Source organism: Clostridium nitrophenolicum (genome assembly GCF_055391695.1).
In genome coordinates this window covers 4,194,092-4,217,335 of the sequence record NZ_AP042469.1, presented here as the reverse complement: position 1 = coordinate 4,217,335, position 23,244 = coordinate 4,194,092, and the positions used below count along the sequence as shown (strand labels likewise).

The following is a 23,244-nucleotide window of genomic DNA, read 5'->3' as shown; positions in this document are numbered from 1 at the left end:
GCTGAAGCTTGCGATTTTTCGTAAGAAAATGCCTCTCTTATTTAGTATATTATTGAACTTAAGCAGACATCTAAAATCTTAAGTAAATATCCCAAATCTTAAGTAGGCATCCAAAATCTATGATTTTGAGATGATCACTTACACAGAGTGCTGATTTGGTGATAGTCACTTACACAGAGTGCTGATTTTAAGATGATCGCTTACTCATGCGGAATAAGGAGCAGGAGTTTCCTTAAACAAAAAACAAAACTTAACAATAAAGGGTGATTAAGTGTATAGGTATGCAGGAATTATAGTTAACAATACTTCTATACAGGTAGATAAGGTTTTTACATATAGAATACCAGAAAATCTAATTGGTAAGTTAAGTATAGGGTTCAGAGTAAAGGTGCCCTTTGGAATGGGAAATAAAAAAATAGATGGGTTTATAGTTGGACTGTATGAGGATTGTGACAGCAAAGGAAATATGAAAGAGATTCAATGCCTATGTGAAGAGTTCCCACTGTTTACTGAGAAAGATTTAATCATTATAAATGAGATGCGAGAAAAATATCTTTGTACTTATCTAGAATGTATAAAGGTTTTTATACCAACAGGTATCTTTAAAGGAATGAAGAATAAGAGTGAAACATTAGTATACTTAGGCAAAGCATTAGAAGGAAAATATGAAAAAGAGCCATACATAGGAATATATAAAACTGTTGAACAGAATAGTGGTATGTACACAAAGACTTCATTAGGTAAAGAATTTAACCTATCACTATCCTCAATAAATACTATGTTGAAGTATGGATTTCTTACAAGTCAGGAGCAAATAGTTAATAGATATAATACAAGGCAATACGACATATATTCAAAAAAAGTGTTAAATGAAGAACAGCAAAAAGCTGTAGATGAAATATTAGAATCCGATAGGAGAACATATCTTATACATGGGGTAACTGGTAGTGGAAAAACAGAAATTTATATGCATTTAGTAAGTGAAATGATTAAAAAAGATAAAGAATCCATAATTTTGGTGCCTGAAATTGCGCTCACACCTCAAATGGTAGAAAGATTTAAGGGACGATTTGGAGGAGACATAAGTGTGTTTCACAGCAAGCTATCTGATGGCGAGAGGTATGATGAGTGGCTTCGCGTAAAAATGGGAAAAGTAAAGGTAGCAATAGGAGCTAGATCTGCTATTTTTCTTCCCTTTAAAAATTTAGGTCTTATTGTAATAGATGAAGAGCATGAAGGAAGTTATAAATCCGATAGTAATCCAAAGTATAATGCTAGAGAGATAGGCGAGCTTAAATGCAGTATAGAAAATTGTAAATTAGTTTTAGGTTCAGCTACGCCATCTATTGAAACTTATTATAAATGTAAGAAAGATAAATTTAAATTAATATCTATAAAAAATAGAGCTGATGGAGCTATTATGCCAGAGGTGGAAATTATAGATATGAGAGAAGAGCTCTTAAGCAATAATAAGTCTATTTTTAGTAAAAGTTTGCATAAGGGCATTGAGGATAGATTAGATAAAAAAGAACAAATAATTCTGTTTTTAAATAGAAGAGGGCATTCAACTTTTGTTTCCTGTAGAAAATGTGGTTTTGTGTTTAAATGCAACAATTGTGACATATCTCTTACCTATCATAGCGACGGAAGAAAATTAGTATGTCATTACTGTGGAAGTAAGCACTATATACCTAACACCTGTCCGAAATGTGGAAGTAAATATGTTAAATATTTCGGCATAGGGACGGAAAAAATAGAGCAGGAAATAAATAAGATATTTCCAAGTGCTAAAACTTTAAGAATGGACTTTGATACAACAAGAGGTAAGAATTCCTACGAAGAGATATACGAGACATTTAAAAATGGTGAGGCAGATATACTAATTGGTACACAAATGGTAGCGAAAGGTCTTGATTTTAAGAATGTAACTTTAGTTGGAGTAATTGCTGCAGATTTATCATTAAATCTTCCAGATTTTCGTTCTACTGAAAGAACATTTCAACTTATAACTCAAGTATCTGGAAGAGCAGGTAGAGGGGAAAAAGCAGGTAAGGTTGTAGTTCAGACCTATAATCCTGAGAATTATAGTGTTAAATATGCCTGCAGCAGTGATTATGACAATTTCTATAAGGAAGAAATAGATATAAGATATACTATGGATTATCCACCTTTTTCAGATTTGCTGCTTATTAATATGAGTAGTAAAAATGAAAATATTTTAATAAAAAGTATACAAAATGTTGGTATTTATTTAAAAAATATGTTAGAAAAAAATGATACAATTAAAATGCTGGGGCCATGTCCCTGTCAAATTTCAAAAATAAAAGAGCTTTATAGATGGCAAATTATATTAAAGGGTAAAATAACAAGAGAATTTGGAGAAAATGTAAGGAAAATAGTTTATGATTTATTAAAAGATGTTTATAATGATATAAGAGTAAGCATTGACGTAAATCCAAGCAATTTATTATAGATTATGGAGGGAAATAGATGGGTTTAAGAAACATAAGAAAATATGGTGATGAAATACTTAGAAAGAAAAGTAGAGAAGTAGAAGTTATAAACGATAGGATTATAACTTTAATTAAAGATATGGAAGAAACAATGTATGAAGCCCAAGGTGTAGGCCTTGCAGCACCTCAAGTTGGAATACTTAAGAGAGTTATAGTAGTAGATGTAGGCGAAGGAATAATAAAACTTATAAATCCTGAAATTATATCTAGAGAAGGAAGTCAGTTAGATGTTGAGGGATGTTTGAGTGTTCCTGGTGAACAAGGAGAGGTAGAAAGGCCTAATAGAGTAACGGTAAAAGCTTTAAATGAAAAGGGTCAGGAGATTACAGTAGAGGGAGAAGGATTGCTTGCTAGAGCATTATGTCATGAAATTGACCATCTAGACGGTATATTATTCGTTGATAAAACTATAGATAGCGAAGGGAGAGAATAGTATATGGATATAGTTTTTATGGGTACTCCAGATTTTGCAGTACCTTCGCTTAAAAAACTTATAGAAGAGTTCGGAGTAAAGGCTGTTTTCACTCAACCTGATAGGCCAAAAGGGAGAGGAAATAGGTTAGCTATGTCACCAGTGAAAGAAGTGGCATTAGAGAATAACATACCTGTGTTTCAGCCTGAAAAGCTAAAGAATGACACAGAGACTTTACAAAAATTAAAGGATATGAAACCGGACTTTATTGTAGTAGTAGCTTACGGGCAGATACTTACAAAGGAAGTATTAGATATACCAAAGTATGGATGTATTAATCTTCATGGGTCACTTCTACCAAAATACAGAGGGGCAGCACCAATACATTGGGCTATAATAAATGGAGAAAAAGAAAGCGGAAATACAACTATGTTTATGGATGTAGGCTTAGACACTGGAGATATGCTTCTGAAAAGCAAAGTTGAAATAACTGATGATATGACTGCCGGAGAACTTCATGACATTATGATGGAAGACGGAGGCGAACTACTTGTAAGAACTCTAAAAGGGCTAATTGATGGAAGTATAACTAGAGAAAAACAAGGAGAAACACCTACAGCATATGCAAGTATGTTGGACAAAAATGTGTCAAAAATTAATTGGAATTTAAGTAGCCATGAGATAAAAAATATGATAAGAGGTTTAAATCCTTGGCCTATTGCATATACTCAGTATGATAAGCAAAATATGAAAATTTTTAAAGCTATGGTATTAAATGAAGAGTGTGATCAGGAGCCAGGATACGTTATTGATGTTTCGAAAGATGGAATAAAGGTAGCTTGTGGAAAGGGTACCTTGTTAATTCAAGAAGTACAATTTCCAGGTGGAAAGAGTATGAAGGTAGGAGAATATATAAAGGGTCATGAATTAAAGAACGGCATTATACTTAAATAGTTAAAGTTAGGTAGAGGATGGAGGAGTAATTATGTATTTTGATAGCAGCTTTATTATATTAATCCCTGCATTAATTATAGCGGCCTATGCTCAATTTAAGGTTTCGTCTACTTTCGAAAAGTATTCAAGACATGGAAGTCGCAATGGATATAGCGGGGCTCAAGTTGCAAGAATTCTTTTAGATAGCAATGGATTATATAATGTTCCTGTAGAGGTGATTCCAGGTAAGCTTACAGATCACTATGATCCTACAAAAAGAGTCATGAGATTATCACAAGAAGTTTTTTATGGCAATTCTGTAGCAGCTATAGGTGTTGCTGCACATGAAACAGGTCATGCAATTCAACACAGTAAGAATTATGCACCTTTAATTATAAGAAATTCTATAGTACCTGTAGCAAACTTTGGCTCTAGCATTTCATGGATATTATTTGCTGCAGGTTTGGTCTTTGGATTAAAAGGATTGGTGAATATAGGAATACTTCTATTTTCAGCGGTAGTTATTTTTCAAATTATAACGCTGCCAGTGGAGTTTAATGCATCAAGTAGAGCACTTAAGATTTTAGATGCGAAAGGAATATTGTACTCAGAGGAACTATCAATGGCTAAATCAGTATTAAGTGCTGCGGCAATGACATATGTAGCTGCTGCATTAACAGCTATAGCAAATCTGTTGAGGTTAATAGTTATTAGTAGAAGAGATGATTAAATAGATTAATTTGAAGTAGAGGTAAAATAATGGATAACGCTAGAAGAACAGCAGTAAAGGTATTAGGTGAAGTGCTGCAAAAAGGTGCATTTTCTAATATTGTATTAGGCAGAGAATTAAATAAATCAAACTTAAATGATAAAGATAGAGCATTAGCTACGGAGATAGTATATGGAACATTAAAGTATAAGTATACTATTGATGTTATATTGAATTATTATATAAAAAGTGACTTAGAAAAGATGGACGGAGATATTCTAAACATTCTTAGAATATCCCTTTACCAGATGATATATCTAGACAAAATTCCTGAATTCGCTGTAGTTAATGAGGCAGTAGAACTAGCAAAAAGAAATTCAATTAAAGGTTCTAGGCTTGTTAACGGTGTGTTAAGAAATTACTTGAGGAAAAAGGATATAAATTACTGTAATGAAAAAAACAATACAGAACAACTAAGTTTTAAATATTCATTTCCAAAATGGATAGTAAATTTATTTATAAGTCAGTATGGCATAGAAGATGCAGAAAGAATACTAAATGGTTTGAATATGATTCCTGCAATCACAGTAAGGGTTAACAATTTAAAAACAGAGTATGAAGATGCATGGAAGCTTTTAGAAGATAACGGGTACGATATTGAAGAGGGGAAAATATGTCCAGAAGCTATTATAATAACTAAAGGAAGAAATGTGGAAGATAATCCATTGTTTAAAAATGGGTTAATAACCGTTCAAGATGAGAGTGCAATGTTAGTTGCACCTTCTATGGATCTAGAAGAGGGTATGACTGTTTTAGATTTATGTAGTGCACCAGGAGGTAAAACATGTCATATTGCTGAGATCATGAACAATACTGGAGACGTATTTGCTTTTGATATTCATTTGAGTAAATTGCCAATGATTAAAGAAAACGCTGAGCGACTTGGAATAAGGAACATTAAATGTAATGTTTTAGATGCCACAAAATATGATACAACATATAAGGAGAAAGCAGATAGAGTACTTATAGATGTTCCTTGCTCAGGACTTGGAATAATAAGGAAAAAGCCTGAAATTAAATGGAATAAGAACACTAATGCTATGAAAGAACTCATTGAAATTCAAAGGCAGATTATGACAAATGCTTGTAAGTATGTTAAGCCAGGAGGAAAGCTTATTTATTCTACTTGTACTCTAAATAAAGAAGAAAATGAAGAAAATATAAGATGGTTTATCAAAAGACATAGTGAATTTAGTTTAGAACCTCTTTACTATGGAGAGTCAGATAATATCATTTATCATAAAGAAGGATACATGACTATCCTGCCTGATAAGCATATGGATGGATTTTTCATTGCCAAAATGATAAGACGTAGGTAGGTGTAATATATGTATAATATTCTTGATTTTAATCTTGAAAAATTAAAACAATGGATGAAAGAAAATAAAGAGAGTGAATTTAGAGCTAAACAGATATTTGACTGGATATATAAAAATATATGGGATTTTGACCAAATGACTAACATTCCTAAAAATACTAGAGAAAAATTAAAGAATTCCTTTTATATAGAAATACCTGAAGTAGTTCATATGTATAAATCAAAGCTTGATGATACTTTTAAATTTCTTTATAAATACAAAGATGGGAATATAATTGAATCAGTAGTAATGAAGTATAAACATGGTAATTCTATATGTGTTTCTACTCAAATAGGGTGCAGAATGGGATGTAAATTTTGTGCTTCAACATTAGAAGGCATAGTTAGAAACCTAAGCAGTGGCGAGATTTTAGCACAAGTGTTAAAGTCGCAGGAGCAAATAGGTGAGAGAATATCAAATATAGTACTTATGGGAAGTGGAGAACCATTAGACAACTATGATAATGTAATGGAATTTTTGAATTCTGTAAATGCTGAATGTGGGCTGAATATAGGACAGAGACATATAACTCTTTCTACCTGTGGAATAGTACCTAAAATCATAGAATTGGCAGATAAAAATATGCAAATTACTCTTGCTATATCTCTTCATGCACCAAGCGATGAATTGAGAAAGACGATGATGCCTGTAGCACATAAGTATTCTATTGATGAAGTAATAAAAGCTTGTAAATATTATATTAGTAAAACTAACAGAAGAATAACTTTTGAGTATGCCCTTGTTAACGGAGTTAACGACACTAGAGAGTGCGGATTTCAACTGATTCAACTCCTAAAAGGAATATTATGCCACGTGAACTTAATACCTGTCAATGAGGTAAAAGAAAGAGAATTTAAAAAATCTTCTTCAAATAACGTAAAAGATTTTTATGAAATGTTATCAAGCCATGGAATAGAAACTACTATTAGAAGGGAAATGGGATCTGATATTAATGCTGCTTGTGGTCAACTAAGAAGAAGTTATCTTGAATCTAAAAATGATTTAAAAGGAGTGTAGAAAATGGTGGGGATGCTATCCGATATAGGTAACGTTAGAAAGATAAATGAAGATTCAGTAGGGTATTACAAAGATGAGAATTTTGGTATCTACATTGTTGCTGATGGAATGGGCGGACATAATGCAGGAGAGGTCGCGAGTAAGGTAGCTGTGGATGCTACTATATCTTATATAAAATCTTTAAGTAATCTAGATGATATGGAAAGTATTCTAATAGAAAGTATAAAGATGGCAAATAAACAAATTTTTGAGCTGTCAAAAAGTAACGATGGTTTAGTTGGAATGGGGACAACTATAACGGCTTGTTTAGTAAAAGGTAAGGAAATGGTTGTAGCTAATGTTGGAGACAGCTGCTGCTATATAATGAAACATAATGGTATAAGTAAAATAACAAAAGACCATTCATTAGTTCAGCAGTTACTTGATGAAGGAAGTATTACTGAAGAGGAAGCCGTAAGCCATCCTAATAAAAATATAATAACAAGGGCACTAGGCACAAATGTATCTGTGGAAATAGATACATTTAACATAGACTTAGCAGATGTGCTGAAAGTAATTTTGTGTAGCGACGGTTTATCTAATGGAGTTAACAATAGTGAAATGTATGATATAATATTTAATAATAATAATGAGGATGCTTGTATACAGTTAATTGAACTTAGTAAGCTGAAAGGTGGAAGAGATAATATATCAGTTATCGTATTTGAAGGAGAGTGTGAAGATGATAGGAACTATGCTAGGGAATAGGTATGAGTTGTTAGAAAAAGTCGGAGAAGGCGGAATGGCTATAGTTTACAAAGCAAAATGCCACTTGTTAAACCGCTTCGTTGCTGTAAAAGTTTTGAAAGATGAATATTCTAGCGATAAAGAGTTTGTTGAAAAATTTAAAAGAGAAGCTACTGCTGTTGCAAGCCTTTCAGATAACAATATTGTCAATATTTATGATGTCGGTACTCAAGAAGATATTAATTATATAGTAATGGAATATGTTAAAGGCAAGACTCTAAAGGAGATAATACGTGAAGAGGGCAAATTAAATACACCCAGAGCTATCAATATTGCCTCTCAGATAGGAAAGGCTCTTGAGTGTGCTCATAGAAACAATATAGTACATAGAGATATAAAGCCTCATAATATTCTTGTTACTGAGGAGGGAGTAGTTAAGGTAACGGATTTTGGTATTGCAAAAGCATCAAATTCAGTTACAATAACTAATTCCAGCAAGGTAATGGGATCAGCCCATTACTTTTCACCTGAGCAGGCAAGAGGAAGTTATGTAGACTGCAGAACAGATATATATTCTCTTGGAATAGTAATTTACGAAATGGTTACTGGAAGAGTGCCTTATGACGCAGAAAGTCCGGTATCTGTTGCTTTAAAGCATATACAAGAACCTGTAGTGCCGCCAAAGCAATTGAATGAAAAAATACCAGAAAGTTTAAATAAGCTTATTTTAAAGTGTGTGGAAAAAGAGCCTATAAGAAGATATCAAAATATAAAAGATATGCTTGGCGATTTAAAGAAAATAGAAAATAATCAAAGTTTTAATATTGCATCCAATGCCTTAGACAACGATATGACAAGAGTGATGGATCCTATAGTAGTAAATGATAACTACAAAAATAATGAAGAATATGATGATGAACCAGTACAACGTAGAAATGTAATCGGAGCTAAAAAAAGAAAGACACTAATTGGAATTGCTATTGCAATACTTGTAGTAGTTATAGGAGCTGTATCAGGATTTTATGCATTTGGTAAGATAACAAATGCATCTGGAGATACTACTGTGCCTAATATAGTTGGAATGAATCAAGATGATGCTAAAAAACTTGTAGAAGAGAAAAAGCTAAAGTTTGTATCAATTGGAAAAGAAAAGAGTGATAAGCCGGAAGGAACTGTGCTTAGAGTTTATCCTACTGAAGGTACAAAGGTAAAAGTAAATTCTGAAGTTAGAGTTAGCATAAGTGGAGGACAGGATAAGTTAAGAGTACCAGATCTAAAAGGAATAGACTTAGCTGCAGCTAAGGATATTATAATCAATAGTGGATTAAAATTAGGTAAAGTAAATTATCAATATAGTGATACTGTTCCTAAGAATTCCGTTATAAGTCAGGATCCAGAAGCAGATTCCAATACAAGCCCTGATACTAGCATAAATTTAATAATAAGTAGCGGACCTAAAATTAAATATGTTAACGTACCTGATGTAGTGGGAAAATCAGTAGATGATGCAGCGGCCATGATAACTAATTCCGGTCTTAAGGTTTCAAAGAGTCCAGTAGAAACTAATGATAAATCTCAAGATGGTAAGGTAATAGAGCAAAGTGCTTCAGGATCAGTTAAAGAAGGAACAACTATAACTTTAACTTATTATAAATATAAAGAACCAGAGCCAAAGCAGCCTAATGGAGGGACTGACCAAGGTGGAGGTTCGAATGGTGGAGGAACTGACCAGGGTGGAGGCTCAACGCCTGGAGGAACTCAGCCAGGTGGAGGATCTAACACTGGAGGAGGTTCAAACACTGGTGGAGGCTCAACCAATGGAGGAACTAATCAAGGTAATAACACAGGTACAAATACATCTGGCAGTGGCAAACAAAATCCATAATAAAATATGGTTCTACGGAGAAGCTTATTTATATTAAATTTAAATTGAGAGTTAAGAGTGAAGAATTAATTTTATTTCAGTATCATTAGCAAAAGAAAGTCAACAAAGATTATTAATTCTTCATTCTTTACTAAAATTAATAATAGGAGGATTTATGCAAGGAACTATAGTAAAAGGAATAGGTGGATTTTATTATATAAAGGTAAGTGAAGGAATAGTTGAATGTAAAGCAAGAGGTAAGTTTAGACATAATGAACTTACTCCTATGGTTGGAGATAAAGTAGAAATTACTATTAAAGACGGAAAAGGCGTTATAGATAAAATTTATCCTAGAGATAACGAACTGATTAGACCAGCAGTAGCAAATGTCACCCAGGCTTTAGTTGTATTTGCTTTAAAAAATCCTGAAATAAATGAAGACTTACTAAATAAGTTTTTAATAAATTGTGAGTACAATAATTTAAAAGTAATAGTATGTTTTAACAAGTTAGATTTAATATCTGAAGAAGAGAGAAATGAAATAGTAGATATGATAAAAAGCGCAGGTTATGAAACCATTTTCTTAAAGGCAAAAGAGGGATATGGTATTGAAACAGTGAAAGAAAAGTTAAAAGATAATGTAACAGTATTATGTGGACCCTCCGGTGTAGGTAAATCAACTATTTTAAATACAATAGCAGGAAGAGAACTTATGGAAACAGGAGAAATAAGTGAAAAGCTTCGCAGAGGTAAACATACAACAAGACATAGTGAACTCATAGATATAGGTGAGGGCTTTATTGTAGACACTCCTGGATTTTCTTCTTTGGATTTAGATTTTCTATCGAAGGAAAAAGTGCAAGATTGTTTTCCGGAATTTACCGATTATATAGGTTGTTGTAAGTTTACAGGATGTATTCATTTTAAGGAGCCAGGGTGTGCTGTAAAAGAAGCTGTTACCAATGGTATTATAAATAACAAAAGATATGAATTTTACATAAAAACGCTAGAGGAAATAATGAGCAGGAGGAATAAGCAATGGTAAAGATAGCCCCTTCAATATTATCAGCAGATTTTTCTAAATTAGGAGAAGATATTAAAAGCCTAGAAAAGTACGGTGCAGATTTCATTCATATAGATGTAATGGATGGAATGTTTGTACCTAATATATCCTTTGGAATACCTATAATGAAAAGTATAAGAAAAATCACAAATCTCACTTTTGATGTACATTTGATGATTGAAGAGCCAGCAAGATATGTAGAGGATTTTGTAAAGGCCGGCGCAGATATCATTACAGTACATTATGAAGCAGATAGACATATAGATAGAACTATAAACTATATAAAAGGTTTTGGTGTTAAGGCAGCAGTAGCTTTAAATCCTGCAACTCCTGTAGAAAGCATAAAACATTTAATTCCTATTTTAGATATGGTGTTAATAATGTCGGTAAACCCAGGATTTGGTGGACAGAAATACATAAATTATTGTTCAGAAAAAATTAAAGAAGTTAAAGAATTGAGTAATAAGTATAATAAGAATCTTATGATCCAAGTAGACGGAGGAATAGGAAAAGATAATATAAAAGAAGTTGTAGATTGTGGGGCAAATGTAGTTGTTGCCGGTTCAGCAGTATTTAAAGATGGAAGAATAGAAGAGAACATAAAGGATTTAAAAGGGGAATTTTAAAATGAAAGCAGTCTTGATGTCTGGAGGCACTCCTCCATCTTATGAGCTAATAAATAAAGAACTGGAAGATAGTGATTACTTAATTTGTGCTGATAGTGGAGGGAACTTTTTATATAAACATCAAATAGTACCTAACTACCTTATGGGAGATTTTGATTCCATAGACAAAGATGCTTTAGACTTTTTTTCAAAACATAAAGAGTGTAAAGTAGAAAGAGTTCCAGAAGATAAAGACTTTACAGATACAGAATTTATTTTTAGTAAAGCTATAAAATTAGGAGTAACTGAAATTGTACTTCTAGGATGTACAGGTACAAGAATAGATCATATGATGGGTAATATAGGAATACTTCTGAAGTGTTTGGAGCTAAATGTCAAAGGATATATAAAGGATGAGCATAACACAATTACTATATCAAACAAATCGATAAAAATAAAAGGGGAAAAAGGATCTGATTTTTCTCTTCAGGCATATTGTGAGTGTGTGAAAAATCTAAATATAAGAGGTGCAAAGTATAAACTTGTAGATTATAACCTAGGGTTAGGAGATTCTCGTACTATTTCTAACCAATTTTTAGATAATGAAGTTGAAATTTCTTTTGAAAAAGGAACTATTCTTATATTTTATAGTAAAGATTAATGAAATAAATACATATCAATGTTATGTTAAGAAGTAGCTGATAATAACCATCAGCTGCTTTTGTTATTTTAACATTAAAAATTACTAAAATTATGTAACAGTAAAGAGAGTTAATGCATATAATATTATAGAGCAATTTTAAGGGATAATAATATGTCGAGAAAAATCTTCCATAAAAAGAAAAGAAAAAAAGTGGGGCTAATGATCGCATCAATTGGAATTGGAATAGTAATAACTTTTATTATCCCAGTATGGGGATGGATAATAGCTGTAGGTGGGGCATTGATTTATTGTGGATGGTACTTGATGGAAAATAATAGGTAGGAGGTATATCTTATGAAAATAATTACTATCAAACTCCCGGGGTTTTTATCGGCCATTATAAAATTTTTTAAAAGAAAGAAATAATTATTAATTTACTCCTCTTATCAATAGAAGGGGAGTTTTATCTTTTAAGTGTAAAGTTCACTATTTTGCACTGCTTTCATATTATGATTATGAAAGTAAGGGAGGGTGATCAGATGAGAATTGCTTTAGACATAGGCCATAATTGTTATCCTGACACAGGTGCATCATATATAGGTGATGAAAATACTATGGTAGTTGATGTAGGTAAAAGAGTTGTATCCAAACTACAAGCATTGGGATATCAAGTGATTGTTGTCACACCTACTGCTTGCTCAAGTGTATCTGATAGTTTATGGCAAAGAGTTAATAAGGCAAATAATTCAGGCGCAGATCTATACGTAAGCCTTCATGAAAATGCAGGTGGTGGACGCGGGACTGAGATATGGATTAGTAGTGAAAGCGGAAGAAGTATGGCAGAGAATGTTCTTAAGGAAATTGTTTCTTTAGGATTTGCAAACAGAGGGGTAAAGGTTCAAGGAATCGATGGACATCATCTGTATATGTTAAACAATACTACAATGACTTCTTTACTTATAGAAGGGTGTTTTGTAGACTCACAAGAAGATATGAACAGATTTAACCCTGAGTCTATGGCAACTGCAATAGTAAAGGGGATAACCGGAAGAGCTTCAAGTGAAATCAATACTACAACGGATTTAGACGGAAAAGGTAGTGGCAACCCTGAAATCGAAAAATTACAGTCAAGCCTTAATAGTTTAATAAATGCAGGTCTAGTTGTAGACGGTATAAGTGGTCCGATCACAGAAAAAGCTATTAAAAAGTTTCAAAGTATTATGGGACTATTTATAGATGGTATAGCAGGAGAAAACACATGGCAGGCTATACAAGCAATTTATGCTAAACCATTAATTAAAATAGGAAGTAGAGGATATGCGGTTAGATGGGTGCAGTGGAGAATAGGAGCTGCTATAGATGGAATATTTGGGCGCAATACAGAGAGCTCAATAAAGAAATTCCAAGTAGCTAAAGGAATTGAACAGGATGGAATAGTTGGGCCTGTAACCTGGAAAGAGCTATTCAAATAATTTAGTATTAAAATCTTCTAGTGTGGGTAAGTTAATGTTGAAAAGGGGTGACAACGATATGCCAACCAAAGGAGAAAAAAAGAGAAAAAATGATAATAAAGGCAAAAATCCAAAAACAGCAAATCCTGTTACAATGGATGTCGACACTAATATGAAGAAGCCTGTAAGAGGTTTGCCGGAGGTTTAATTATTTTAAGATTATATAGGAAAAGGCAGTCGACAAATTGATGAGGCTGCCTATTTCTTATATTAGCTGTCTGTTAAGGTCAGCCATCAATTCATACATAAATTACAATAATATTATATGAAGAAGTTGAAAGAGTGTTCAAGTTAAGTTTGCCTTGTTATAAAAATATAATTAAAGGATATAATGACTCTTAGAAGAGAATAGGAAGCAATTATAAAGAAAAAAAGCCTAGAAACATAGTTTCAGGCTTAGTAATTGTATCTATATGTATCTTAATTAATGTAATTTTCATCTTAAAACAACTAGATAAAAATATGTGCTCCTTTGAATTGCCTAAGTATTATAAGTTTAGATTCAATAAGTAAAGAATTTAGAGCATAACAAGTTTCATAAAAATGTTATTACGATTACTATATTAAATTAAGGTTCAACTTTAGGATTGCAAAGGAGCTAAATATTGTAAAGTAATGAAATAAATTACAATATTAATGCAAGAAACAAAAATGCAATTGTTTAAACAACTGCATTTTTTATTCCTTATATTGCACGTTGAACCTTTCCTGAACGAAGGCATCTTGTACAAACATGTATAGTTTTTGGTGTTCCTTCAACTATAGCTTTAACTTTTCTTATGTTTGGAGCCCAAGTTCTTTTGGATTGACGGTGTGAGTGGCTGTATTGTACACCAAATACAACGCCTTTATTGCATATTTCGCACTTTCTTGACATTATAAACACCTCCTTAACAAATTGTGAAGAAATATATCTTCTCAATTCAAACATTAATTATTTTACCACATAACATAGAATTTTTGCAAGTATATTATAAAATTAAATAGTAAAAATAACATTATAAATAATATATTTCCTTGAATAAATCTCTTATTTAATATAAAATATGTTATATGGTCTATGACAGGAGGAGGATTTTATTATGATAGGTAACATCACCAGCGAAAACGGAATTATAAGTTATTCAGAAGAAGTGGTTGCCAATATTGTAGGTGTCTCAACTATGGAGTGTTATGGTGTAGTTGGAATGGCATCTAGAAATGCTAAAGATGGACTATGGGAATTAATAAAGAGTGAAAACTTAAGCAAAGGTGTGAAAGTTCGTTCTAAAGAAGACGGATTATCTATAGAGCTATTTATTATGGTTCAATATGCAACTAAAATATCAGTTATTTCTAATAATATAATTCAAAAAGTAAAATATAATGTGGAGAATTATACAGGCCTTAAAGTTTCAAATATTACAGTGAATGTTCAAGGTGTTAGAGTCTAGGAGGTAGTTTTCAAATATGAAGTACTTAAATATAGATGGCCAGTGTTTTTACAATATGGTTGTGCATGCAAGCAATAAGCTAGAGGCGCAAAAAGATTATGTAAATTCATTAAATGTTTTTCCTGTACCAGACGGAGATACGGGTACGAATATGTCTATGACATTTAGAAGTGCAGTATCTGAAATTAAGAATATGAAGGATAAGTCTATAGAGGAAATAGCTAAAAAACTAGCTAAAGGTGCTCTAATGGGAGCACGAGGTAACTCAGGTGTAATACTTTCACAAATATTTAGAGGAATTGCAAAAGGTCTAGAAGGAAAAAGTGAGGCCACTTCTGAAGAATTTGCAAATAGTTTGATGGAAGGTTCAAAATCTGCTTATAAGGCTGTTATGAGACCAACAGAAGGCACAATTCTTACTATTATAAGAGCAGCAGGAGAAAGTGCTGTTAAGTCCAGTAGTGAGGATGTAGAAACGCTTTTAAAAGAGGTATGCGAATATAGCAGGCTTATTTTAGATAAAACTCCTGAAATGCTGCCAGTGCTTAAAAAAGCAAAGGTTGTAGATGCAGGAGGAATGGGATTATTAATAATACTCGAAGGCATGTATGAAGTTCTAAAGGAAGATATGAAGAAAGTTGACATCACAGATGCTAATGAGCCTGTGGCTGGGCCAGCTAGTAAAAATATAGTTGAGCAGGATATCAAGTTTGGTTATTGTACTGAATTCTTTATTATTTCAAATAGTACAGCTGTAGATAGCTTTAAATCTGAATTAGAGACTATGGGAGATTCCATGGTAGTTGTGAAAGATGACGATATTGTAAAAGTTCATATACATACTAATGATCCTGGAATGGTTCTTTCTAAAGCTATTAAGTTAGGTGAGTTGTCAAAGATTAAGATTGATAATATGAGGGAGCAGCATAGAAATATACTAAATGTAGAAAATGAATCCTATAATGAAAAAGCTGCTTCTAGTGAAAGTGAAGAAACTCATGAATTAGAGGATACGGAATTAAAAAAATATGCATTTATATCAGTAGCTATGGGCAATGGAATAAAGAATATTTTTGAGGATTTAGGTGTAGACTTCGTAATTGAAGGAGGACAGACGATGAATCCAAGTACTCAAGATATACTTGAGTGTATAAATAAATTAAATGCAGAAAATATTTTTGTTCTCCCAAATAATAAAAATATAATTATGGCGGCAAATCAAGCAGCAGAGCTAAGTGATAAAAATGTAAATGTTATTGCTACTAAAACAATACCTCAGGGTATAACAGCGGTTACAGTATTTAATCCTGATTTAAGTGTTGGTGATAACATACAAGCTATGAAACAAGGAGTAGATATAGTAAAGACTGGTTCAGTAACTTACGCTGTAAGAGATACTGAGATGGATGGTAAAACTATAAAAGAAGGTAATATCTTAGGTCTAGTTGAAGGAAAGATACAAGATGTAGGAGAAGACATCTTTGAAGTATGTGAAAATATAATTTCCTCAATGGTTGATGACGATAGCGAGTTAATTACAGTTTTTTATGGTCAGGATTGCGAAGAGGAAAAAGTAAAAGAATTCATAGAAAATATTCAAGAAAAATATGAAGATGCTGATGTGCAATACTATAATGGACAACAGCCGCTATATTACTTTATTGTTTCTGTTGAATAAAAAAAGCCTTAAGGCTTTTTTTATTTGCAAAATTATATGATTTTGATGTATATTGGTATGGATATTAATATAATAGTTGATTTAAATAATATAAAGCTATAATATAAAATTTTATAATTTTTAAAAATGGAGTGATTTCATTGGATATATATAGTGATATAACTTGCTTAAAAGGGGTAGGACCTAAAACTGGAGAAAATTTAAAAAAATGCTGTATCTTCAGTATTTTAGATTTACTATTGTATTTTCCAAGAGATTATGAGATGATCTCATCTTGCAGCTCTTTAACGGAAGAAAAAAATATTGGTAAATTAATAATCAATTGTAAAGTTGTAAAAGTAGATAAAGATATAAGAACTAAAAATGGAAAAACAATTTCTACTGTTATTTTTAATGATGGCAATAATATATTTAAAGGAAAATGGTTTAATCAACCTTACATGAAAAATTACTTTAAAATAAATTGTGATTATACTATAATGGGGAAATTACAAGATTTTAAAGGCGAAACTTCTATTATAAACCCAACATTAGTTAAAAATAGATCAAATGCAGAAAATTCCGAAAAGATAATGCCTAAATATCCTCTCAAATCTGGAATAACAAATAGTTTAATAGCAAAATTAGTAAATTATGTTCTTAAAGATGTAGTTATAGATGAAAATCTTCCAGAATGGATAATAAATAGATATAAGCTATGCAGTTTAGATAGGGCAATAAGAATAATACACAACCCTTCTAGTATGAAAGAACTACAGGAAGCTAGAAAAAGGCTTAAGTTTCAGGAATTATTCACATATTCACTAAAAATACTAATGCTTAAAAATTATTTTAATGAAAATAAAAAAGGTATAGCTTTTAAAATAAGTGATGAATTAAAGCTTTTAAAAGAAAAACTACCTTATGCCTTAACAAAGGCGCAAAATAGGGTTATCAGGGAAATATTGATTGATCAAAAAAAGGAAAGCCCGATGAATAGGTTAGTTCAAGGTGATGTAGGAAGTGGTAAAACTGTTGTGGCTCTCATTTCTGCCTTTAACATAATAAAGAACGGTTATCAGGCTGTTATCATGGCACCTACAGAAATATTAGCTACTCAACATTATTTTGAAGCAGAGAAACTATTTAAGGAATTCAATATTAATATTAAATTATTGTGTGGCAGCACTACTCAGAAAAATAAGGAAGAAATAAAAAGAGATTTGAAGGATGGAAATATAGATTTAATAATAGGTACACATGCTCTTATTGAAGATAATGTCGAATTCAAAAACCTTGGAATGGTAGTTACTGATGAACAGCACAGATTTGGTGTAATGCAGAGGAGTAGATTAACAAATAAAGGTAAAAACGTAGATACTCTGGTTATGACTGCTACGCCAATTCCTAGGACTTTAAGTTTATACCTTTACGGAGATTTGGATGTATCTGTGATCGATGAGCTTCCGCCAGGAAGACAGAAAATAGAAACCCATTATATGAAAGAAGACTTAAAATATAAGGCATATAATTTTGCACTAGAGGAAATAAAAAAAGGGAGGCAGGTTTATGTAGTCTGCCCTCTGGTAGAAGAAAATGAAGATTTAGATTTAAGTTCCGTAGAGAACTTATATAATGAATTGAAAGAGGACTACTTCAGAGAAATACCTATGGAAATACTTCATGGGAAAATGACACCTAAGGTTAAAGATGAAGTTATGAATAGATTTAAAAGTGGAGAAGTTAAAGTTGTTATATCTACTACAGTCATAGAAGTAGGCATAAATGTACCTAATGCCACACTTATGGTAATAGAAAACGCAGAAAGATTTGGACTCGCACAACTACATCAGTTAAGGGGAAGAGTTGGAAGAGGTCAGCATAAATCTTATTGTATATTAATATCGAATATTAAGAATGATATTATAAGAAGAAGAATGGAGATAATGAAAAGCAGCAATGATGGCTTCTTTATTGCAGAACAGGATTTAAAAATTAGAGGGTCTGGAGAAATATTTGGTTTTAGGCAGCATGGAGAAGATGGACTTATACTCTCTGATATTGCAGAAGATATAGATATATTAAAGTCAGCTAACTTAGAAGCTAAAAAGCTTATTGAAAGTAATAACGAAAAAAATATCAAAATTAAAAATGAAATCTTTAAAAAAATAGAACAAACCTCAAAATTCATTTGCTTTAACTAATGTTTATTGTGGGTAAATATAGTAGATTAAATGAGTACAAATTATGATACATTTTTACCTAGTAAGTAAAAAATTTTGTATAATATAATTTTATATGTTAAAATATTATAGTAAAATGACTATAATTTAGAAACAACAAGGAAAAATTAGGAGGAAAAATCATGAGAATTATCGCAGGTCTTGCTAAGGGTAGAAAAATTTTGTCACCAGTTGGCATGGATACTACCAGACCTACTTTAGATAGAATTAAAGAATCTATATTTAATATAATACAAAATAGAGTTTACGGTGCTACTGTAGTAGATGTGTTCTCAGGTACAGGAAGTTTAGGGTTAGAAGCAGCAAGCAGAGGGGCTAAGGAATGTTATTTAGTTGATAGAGACAAAGTTACATTTTCATTTTTGACTAAAAATGTTGAAAATTTAAATTTTGGACAAATATGTAAATGTCTCAATATGGATTCATATAAAGCTTTAGAGGAACTTTCAAAAAGAAAAATAACTTTTGACATAATTTTTCTAGATCCGCCTTATTTGAAGAATCTAATTCCACCAGCAGTAGAGATAATAGAGAAAGAAGGATTATTAGACAAAGAAGGTCTTATTGTAACTAAGATTGATACCAAGGAGGAGTTATACCAGGGGACAGAGAGAATTATTCTTGTAGATCACAGGAGATACGGGAATACAACTGTATGTTTTTACAGATATAAGGAGGACTAATAATAATGAAAACAGCAGTTTATCCAGGAAGTTTTGATCCAGTAACTAATGGACATTTAGATATAATAAGAAGATCCGCTAAAGTATTTGATGAAGTAATAGTAGGAGTACTCGTAAATCCTCACAAAAAAGGCCTTTTTGATATTGAAGAAAGAGTCGAATTAATTCAAAGAGTAGTTAAAGACATTCCAAATGTAAAAGTAGAAAGTTTTAGTGGACTTTTAATTCACTTTATGAGAAATAAAGGTGCTAAAGTTATAATAAAAGGTCTTCGTGCCGTATCAGATTTTGAGTATGAATTTCAAATGTCTCTTATGAATAGTAAATTAGACCCAAACATAGAAACGGTATTTATGATGACAAGTGCAAAAAATTCATTTTTAAGCTCTTCATCTGTAAAGCAAGTGGCTATGTTTGGGGGATGCATTAAAGATTTAGTTCCAGATGAAATAATACCTGATATTATGAAAAAGGTTAACCGCCTTTAGGGGGGAGAAGTATGGATGTAATAAAATTACTGGAATATCTTAATGAGATAATAGAAACATCATCAAAGGTTCCTATGATGGGCAAAGTTGTGGTAGATAAAAAAGAAACATTAGAAATAATAGAAAAAATACTTCATCACATGCCAGATGAATTGAAAAAAGCTCAATGGGTTATCGAAGAAAAGGAAAGAATATTAAGTGAAGCAATACAGGAAGCAGAAAACTTAAAAAAAGAAAATTTAAATCTCCTTAGGAAGCAAATTGAAAATCATGATATTACTAGAGAAGCAAATGTAAGAGCAGAAGAGATTATCGCTTCTGCTCAGAGAAATGCAAAGGCTGTAAGACTAGGTGCTAGAGATTATGCCAATGCAATTTTAAATGACTTAGACAGGGAGCTAACTGCAAAGAAAAATCAGCTTCTAGAAGTTTTAAAAGGTGATCTAGAAGAATTCGTTATTGATTTAGAGCGCAATGTAAACCTAAAGACTAATGAAATTAGACAAAATGTAAAGGAACTAAGGGAGATGAAATAAATTTTTAATTCTAACAGTAAACCATGGAAATATTAGAGCTAACATTGTTAGTATAAATATAACTGACATTTTATCTTGAGTAAAATAATTATACATAAAGGCCTGCTCTGAAAAATTTAATAATCCATTTTCGTACATTACTATGCTTAGTATGGAACATATACAGCCTTGAAGAATTTTTCTCAAGGCATATTTTTTTATTGATATATCAAATTTATATGTAAAAGAATAAACCTGAGCTATAATCGATAAACCGCTGAATGTAAAAAGAAAGCTTACAAGTGCGATTTTAATAGTAATAGATGCGTTGGAAGAGGCAATTAAACTACATCCATTAGTCATTTCAATTATTCCTAGAGTAAATCCTTCGACTATATCTTTCGATATATGGGTTAAAGTTGATATATGATACATGAATATGTTAAACAGATAATTTGTTTTAAGTATATTATTTACAACTGAAAAAAGAGTTACAAATCCACCTATAGATAAACAAGTTTTTATAGAACCTTCTATACTTGATTTAAGAATATTTCCTATATTTGAAGCTGAATAAGTGTGCTTCTCTTCATAGATATTCTTTATATTAATTTTAACTCTATTAGGGAGAACTACACCCATTATTATACAAGAAAGTAAATTTGACAAAAGCAATATATATCCTATATAGGAATTTTTAAGCATAGATATACCTACTGAACCAAGAACAAATAATGGACTTGCATTTGAGGCTATATTAAGAAGCCTTTCACAAGTTTTTAAATCTATAATATTTTTCTCATATAAGTCACAGGCATATTTTGCTCCTAAAGGATAACCACATAACAAACTAATAATCAATACGAAATTACAGCTTTTAGGAAGCCTAAGAGGTTTGCATATGATGTTTCCTAATACTTTAGAATATATATGAATTCCATCATAAGCTAGCATTATATTTGATACTACCAAAAAAGAAAAAAGAGATGGGAAAACTTTGTAAAAAAAGAGCAATGCTCCTGATATAACCCCATCTATGCATACCTTAGGTGCTGCTATGATCTGTAATATCAGCAAAGAACAGAGTATAGTTACAAAAATGTTTTTGTTTTTTAATAAATATATTATCAATATAAGAATAAGTATAATTATTATATAAAATAAAATTTTCAAATTATAACCACCTACTTTTTGTATTAAGTTTAAGCAGACATACAAAATCTATGATTTTGATATGATCGCTTACTCATTCGACGAAAGGAGAAGGAGTTTCATATAAAAGTGTTCAGGATATAAGTTAAATATGTTTTAGTAAATACAATTTACTAAAATTATATTTAAAGTTTTTGCTTCTTATTCTAACTTTCAGCATTTAATTATTAACACAAATTTTAATAGGTGATTAAAAAATATCTATTTATTTAAGCATAATAGGACTTATCAAGTAATCAGAGTTAGGATTTATATTTTTATTTAGTAGGCTATAAAGCCTTGTTCCTTGTATATCTAAAGAAAGAACATCATCTAAGTCCTTTGGAATTTTTGTATATATAGGTATTAAACATTCTTTTTTCATATCTTTTAACAGTTTTAGGCCATTACTATTAAATCCTAAGACTCTAACATAGGGACATTCCTTTTTTCTTAATTCATAAGTATTGAAATTTTCAAAACCTATAAAGAATTGACATAAAATCCTACTAATACGCGAGTAGGTATATCTTTTAGTCTTGATAGAATTAATAAGCTTTTCATAGCTTTCAGCATCTTCTAAAAATTTATATATCCTATTATGAATACCTTCAGATACGTCTGGAAGTTGCTCTATGGTATCTTTATATAATATATATTTATACTTAAGGTATGGAAGCATCAAATCTTCAGAAGAAAAAGTATAATTGTTTTCAAGTAATGAGAATAGCAAATTATATGTATTTTCAGGCACATAATTTTTAATTCCACTAATACTTTTCGTATCCTTAATGTGTTTTCTTATTGATGATGCGCTGGATAATTCACCTTCGAAGTGTGTACTGTTATAATCACTCCCTCGTCTTTGTATGGAGAATGGTTTTATAGAACTTTGTAATCTTATAAGACTTTTACAATATTCTATTCCGAGTATATTGTTTGAAGAAGATAAAACTTCTTCAATATTAAAATTCGACAAAAGATCAGTGTCATAACTGCCAATAAAGTCTGATAAAGCTTTACTTCTAGCACTTGGATAGGCTAATCCCAGTTGAAGTTTTTGTTTCAAAAGATCTTTGTATTCAGCTGGTTCCTTGGAAAGTATACTAGCAATATCACATAGAACTTTAGAATCCCCGCATTCACTTCCAAAGCATATATTATCAACTACTCCTAAGCTATTTAAAAGACTTACTGCGCCAAAAGAAAAAAATTCAGCGGAAGATAGACTATATATTAGAGGGAGTTCTATTACAAGATCAACTCCATTCATTAATGCAGTCTTTGCTCTGCTCCATTTGTCAACCATGGCAGGAATACCTCTTTGAACAAAATTACCACTCATTACAGCAATAATATAGGAGCAACCTGTTAACTCCTTAGTCTTATTTATATGATGTAAATGTCCTTTGTGAAAAGGATTATATTCAACTACAATACCAGTTACGCTCAATGCTTAATCCTCCTAAATTACCAAATTATAAATAATTATATTTATTTTTCTTTTAATCATCAAGATTTATTTTATTAACTATCAATAAAAAAACTAGACTAAATATAAATATAATAAATAAATATCTTCAAATTATAATTTATATATACAGTAAAAAATTAAGAAAT

General features: G+C 31.3%; 23 protein-coding genes. 20 read left to right on the top strand and 3 right to left on the bottom strand.

Annotated elements, in window-relative coordinates:
- Positions 1–271: 271 nt before the first annotated feature.
- From priA to ACZ5N4_RS19890, 14 genes are all read left to right on the top strand, one after another.
- Positions 272–2,473 carry a primosomal protein N' gene (gene priA / locus ACZ5N4_RS19955; protein WP_464204254.1) on the top strand — a complete coding sequence of 734 codons (2,202 nt, stop codon included), beginning with the start codon at positions 272–274 and terminating at the stop codon, positions 2,471–2,473.
- Positions 2,474–2,490: 17 nt separating this feature from the next.
- Positions 2,491–2,946 carry a peptide deformylase gene (gene def, locus ACZ5N4_RS19950; RefSeq protein WP_464204253.1) on the top strand — a complete coding sequence of 152 codons (456 nt, stop codon included), beginning with the start codon at positions 2,491–2,493 and terminating at the stop codon, positions 2,944–2,946.
- A gap of 3 nt (positions 2,947–2,949) precedes the next feature.
- The gene (gene fmt / locus ACZ5N4_RS19945) at positions 2,950–3,879 is read left to right on the top strand and encodes a methionyl-tRNA formyltransferase (RefSeq protein WP_464204252.1); all 930 of its coding nucleotides are present in this window, start codon (positions 2,950–2,952) and stop codon (positions 3,877–3,879) included.
- 31 nt (positions 3,880–3,910) lie between these two features.
- Entirely contained in the window at positions 3,911–4,588 is a 678-nt protein-coding gene (locus ACZ5N4_RS19940; RefSeq protein ID WP_464204251.1) for a zinc metallopeptidase, read from the top strand.
- 29 nt (positions 4,589–4,617) lie between these two features.
- The gene (gene rsmB / locus ACZ5N4_RS19935) at positions 4,618–5,946 is read left to right on the top strand and encodes a 16S rRNA (cytosine(967)-C(5))-methyltransferase RsmB (RefSeq protein WP_464204250.1); all 1,329 of its coding nucleotides are present in this window, start codon (positions 4,618–4,620) and stop codon (positions 5,944–5,946) included.
- Positions 5,947–5,955: 9 nt separating this feature from the next.
- Positions 5,956–7,002 (top strand): dual-specificity RNA methyltransferase RlmN, encoded by a 1,047-nt coding sequence (gene rlmN / locus ACZ5N4_RS19930; RefSeq protein WP_464204249.1) that lies wholly within the window; start codon positions 5,956–5,958, stop codon positions 7,000–7,002.
- 3 nt (positions 7,003–7,005) lie between these two features.
- On the top strand, positions 7,006–7,749 hold the full coding sequence (locus ACZ5N4_RS19925) for a Stp1/IreP family PP2C-type Ser/Thr phosphatase (protein WP_464204248.1): 744 nt from the start codon (positions 7,006–7,008) through the stop codon (positions 7,747–7,749).
- Entirely contained in the window at positions 7,724–9,613 is a 1,890-nt protein-coding gene (gene pknB / locus ACZ5N4_RS19920) for a Stk1 family PASTA domain-containing Ser/Thr kinase (RefSeq protein WP_464204247.1), read from the top strand. Before ACZ5N4_RS19925 ends, pknB begins: the two co-directional genes overlap by 26 nt.
- A gap of 154 nt (positions 9,614–9,767) precedes the next feature.
- Complete coding sequence (rsgA, locus tag ACZ5N4_RS19915; protein ID WP_464204246.1) at positions 9,768–10,637, top strand: ribosome small subunit-dependent GTPase A; 870 nt, start codon at positions 9,768–9,770, stop codon at positions 10,635–10,637.
- Positions 10,631–11,281, top strand: a complete 651-nt coding sequence (gene rpe / locus ACZ5N4_RS19910) for a ribulose-phosphate 3-epimerase (RefSeq protein ID WP_464204245.1) — start codon at positions 10,631–10,633, stop codon at positions 11,279–11,281. The genes rsgA and rpe overlap by 7 nt, the downstream gene beginning before the upstream one ends.
- A 1-nt stretch (position 11,282) precedes the next feature.
- Positions 11,283–11,921, top strand: a complete 639-nt coding sequence (locus ACZ5N4_RS19905) for a thiamine diphosphokinase (RefSeq protein WP_464204244.1) — start codon at positions 11,283–11,285, stop codon at positions 11,919–11,921.
- Between the two features lie 201 nt (positions 11,922–12,122).
- The gene (locus ACZ5N4_RS19900; RefSeq protein ID WP_464204243.1) at positions 12,123–12,245 is read left to right on the top strand and encodes a hypothetical protein; all 123 of its coding nucleotides are present in this window, start codon (positions 12,123–12,125) and stop codon (positions 12,243–12,245) included.
- Between the two features lie 197 nt (positions 12,246–12,442).
- Positions 12,443–13,375 carry an N-acetylmuramoyl-L-alanine amidase gene (locus ACZ5N4_RS19895; RefSeq protein WP_464204242.1) on the top strand — a complete coding sequence of 311 codons (933 nt, stop codon included), beginning with the start codon at positions 12,443–12,445 and terminating at the stop codon, positions 13,373–13,375.
- A 58-nt stretch (positions 13,376–13,433) separates the two neighbouring features.
- Positions 13,434–13,562, top strand: coding sequence for a hypothetical protein (locus ACZ5N4_RS19890; protein WP_464204241.1), 129 nt, complete (start codon positions 13,434–13,436; stop codon positions 13,560–13,562).
- A gap of 537 nt (positions 13,563–14,099) precedes the next feature.
- Here ACZ5N4_RS19890 and rpmB read toward each other — a convergent pair.
- The gene (rpmB, locus tag ACZ5N4_RS19885) at positions 14,100–14,291 is read right to left on the bottom strand and encodes a 50S ribosomal protein L28 (RefSeq protein WP_066619969.1); all 192 of its coding nucleotides are present in this window, start codon (positions 14,289–14,291) and stop codon (positions 14,100–14,102) included.
- 205 nt (positions 14,292–14,496) lie between these two features.
- Between rpmB and ACZ5N4_RS19880 the strand changes: the two genes are divergently transcribed.
- The 6 genes from ACZ5N4_RS19880 (at position 14,497) to ACZ5N4_RS19855 (ending at position 20,454) form a co-directional block, all read left to right on the top strand.
- The gene (locus tag ACZ5N4_RS19880) at positions 14,497–14,847 is read left to right on the top strand and encodes an Asp23/Gls24 family envelope stress response protein (protein ID WP_464204240.1); all 351 of its coding nucleotides are present in this window, start codon (positions 14,497–14,499) and stop codon (positions 14,845–14,847) included.
- Positions 14,848–14,863: 16 nt separating this feature from the next.
- Entirely contained in the window at positions 14,864–16,525 is a 1,662-nt protein-coding gene (locus ACZ5N4_RS19875; RefSeq protein ID WP_464204239.1) for a DAK2 domain-containing protein, read from the top strand.
- A gap of 140 nt (positions 16,526–16,665) precedes the next feature.
- A complete protein-coding gene (gene recG / locus ACZ5N4_RS19870; RefSeq protein ID WP_464204238.1) occupies positions 16,666–18,708 on the top strand; it encodes an ATP-dependent DNA helicase RecG in 2,043 nt (680 codons plus the stop codon).
- A 161-nt stretch (positions 18,709–18,869) separates the two neighbouring features.
- Complete coding sequence (gene rsmD / locus ACZ5N4_RS19865) at positions 18,870–19,430, top strand: 16S rRNA (guanine(966)-N(2))-methyltransferase RsmD (protein ID WP_464204237.1); 561 nt, start codon at positions 18,870–18,872, stop codon at positions 19,428–19,430.
- A gap of 5 nt (positions 19,431–19,435) precedes the next feature.
- Positions 19,436–19,918, top strand: coding sequence for a pantetheine-phosphate adenylyltransferase (gene coaD, locus ACZ5N4_RS19860; protein ID WP_464204236.1), 483 nt, complete (start codon positions 19,436–19,438; stop codon positions 19,916–19,918).
- Positions 19,919–19,929: 11 nt separating this feature from the next.
- Positions 19,930–20,454, top strand: a complete 525-nt coding sequence (locus tag ACZ5N4_RS19855; protein WP_464204235.1) for an ATPase — start codon at positions 19,930–19,932, stop codon at positions 20,452–20,454.
- On the opposite strand, the gene ylbJ is transcribed toward ACZ5N4_RS19855, so the two are convergent.
- On the bottom strand, positions 20,437–21,606 hold the full coding sequence (gene ylbJ, locus ACZ5N4_RS19850) for a sporulation integral membrane protein YlbJ (RefSeq protein ID WP_464204234.1): 1,170 nt from the start codon (positions 21,604–21,606) through the stop codon (positions 20,437–20,439). The genes ACZ5N4_RS19855 and ylbJ overlap by 18 nt on opposite strands.
- Before the next feature lie 244 nt (positions 21,607–21,850).
- A complete protein-coding gene (locus ACZ5N4_RS19845; RefSeq protein ID WP_464204233.1) occupies positions 21,851–23,077 on the bottom strand; it encodes a nucleotidyltransferase in 1,227 nt (408 codons plus the stop codon).
- Positions 23,078–23,244 lie beyond the last annotated feature (167 nt).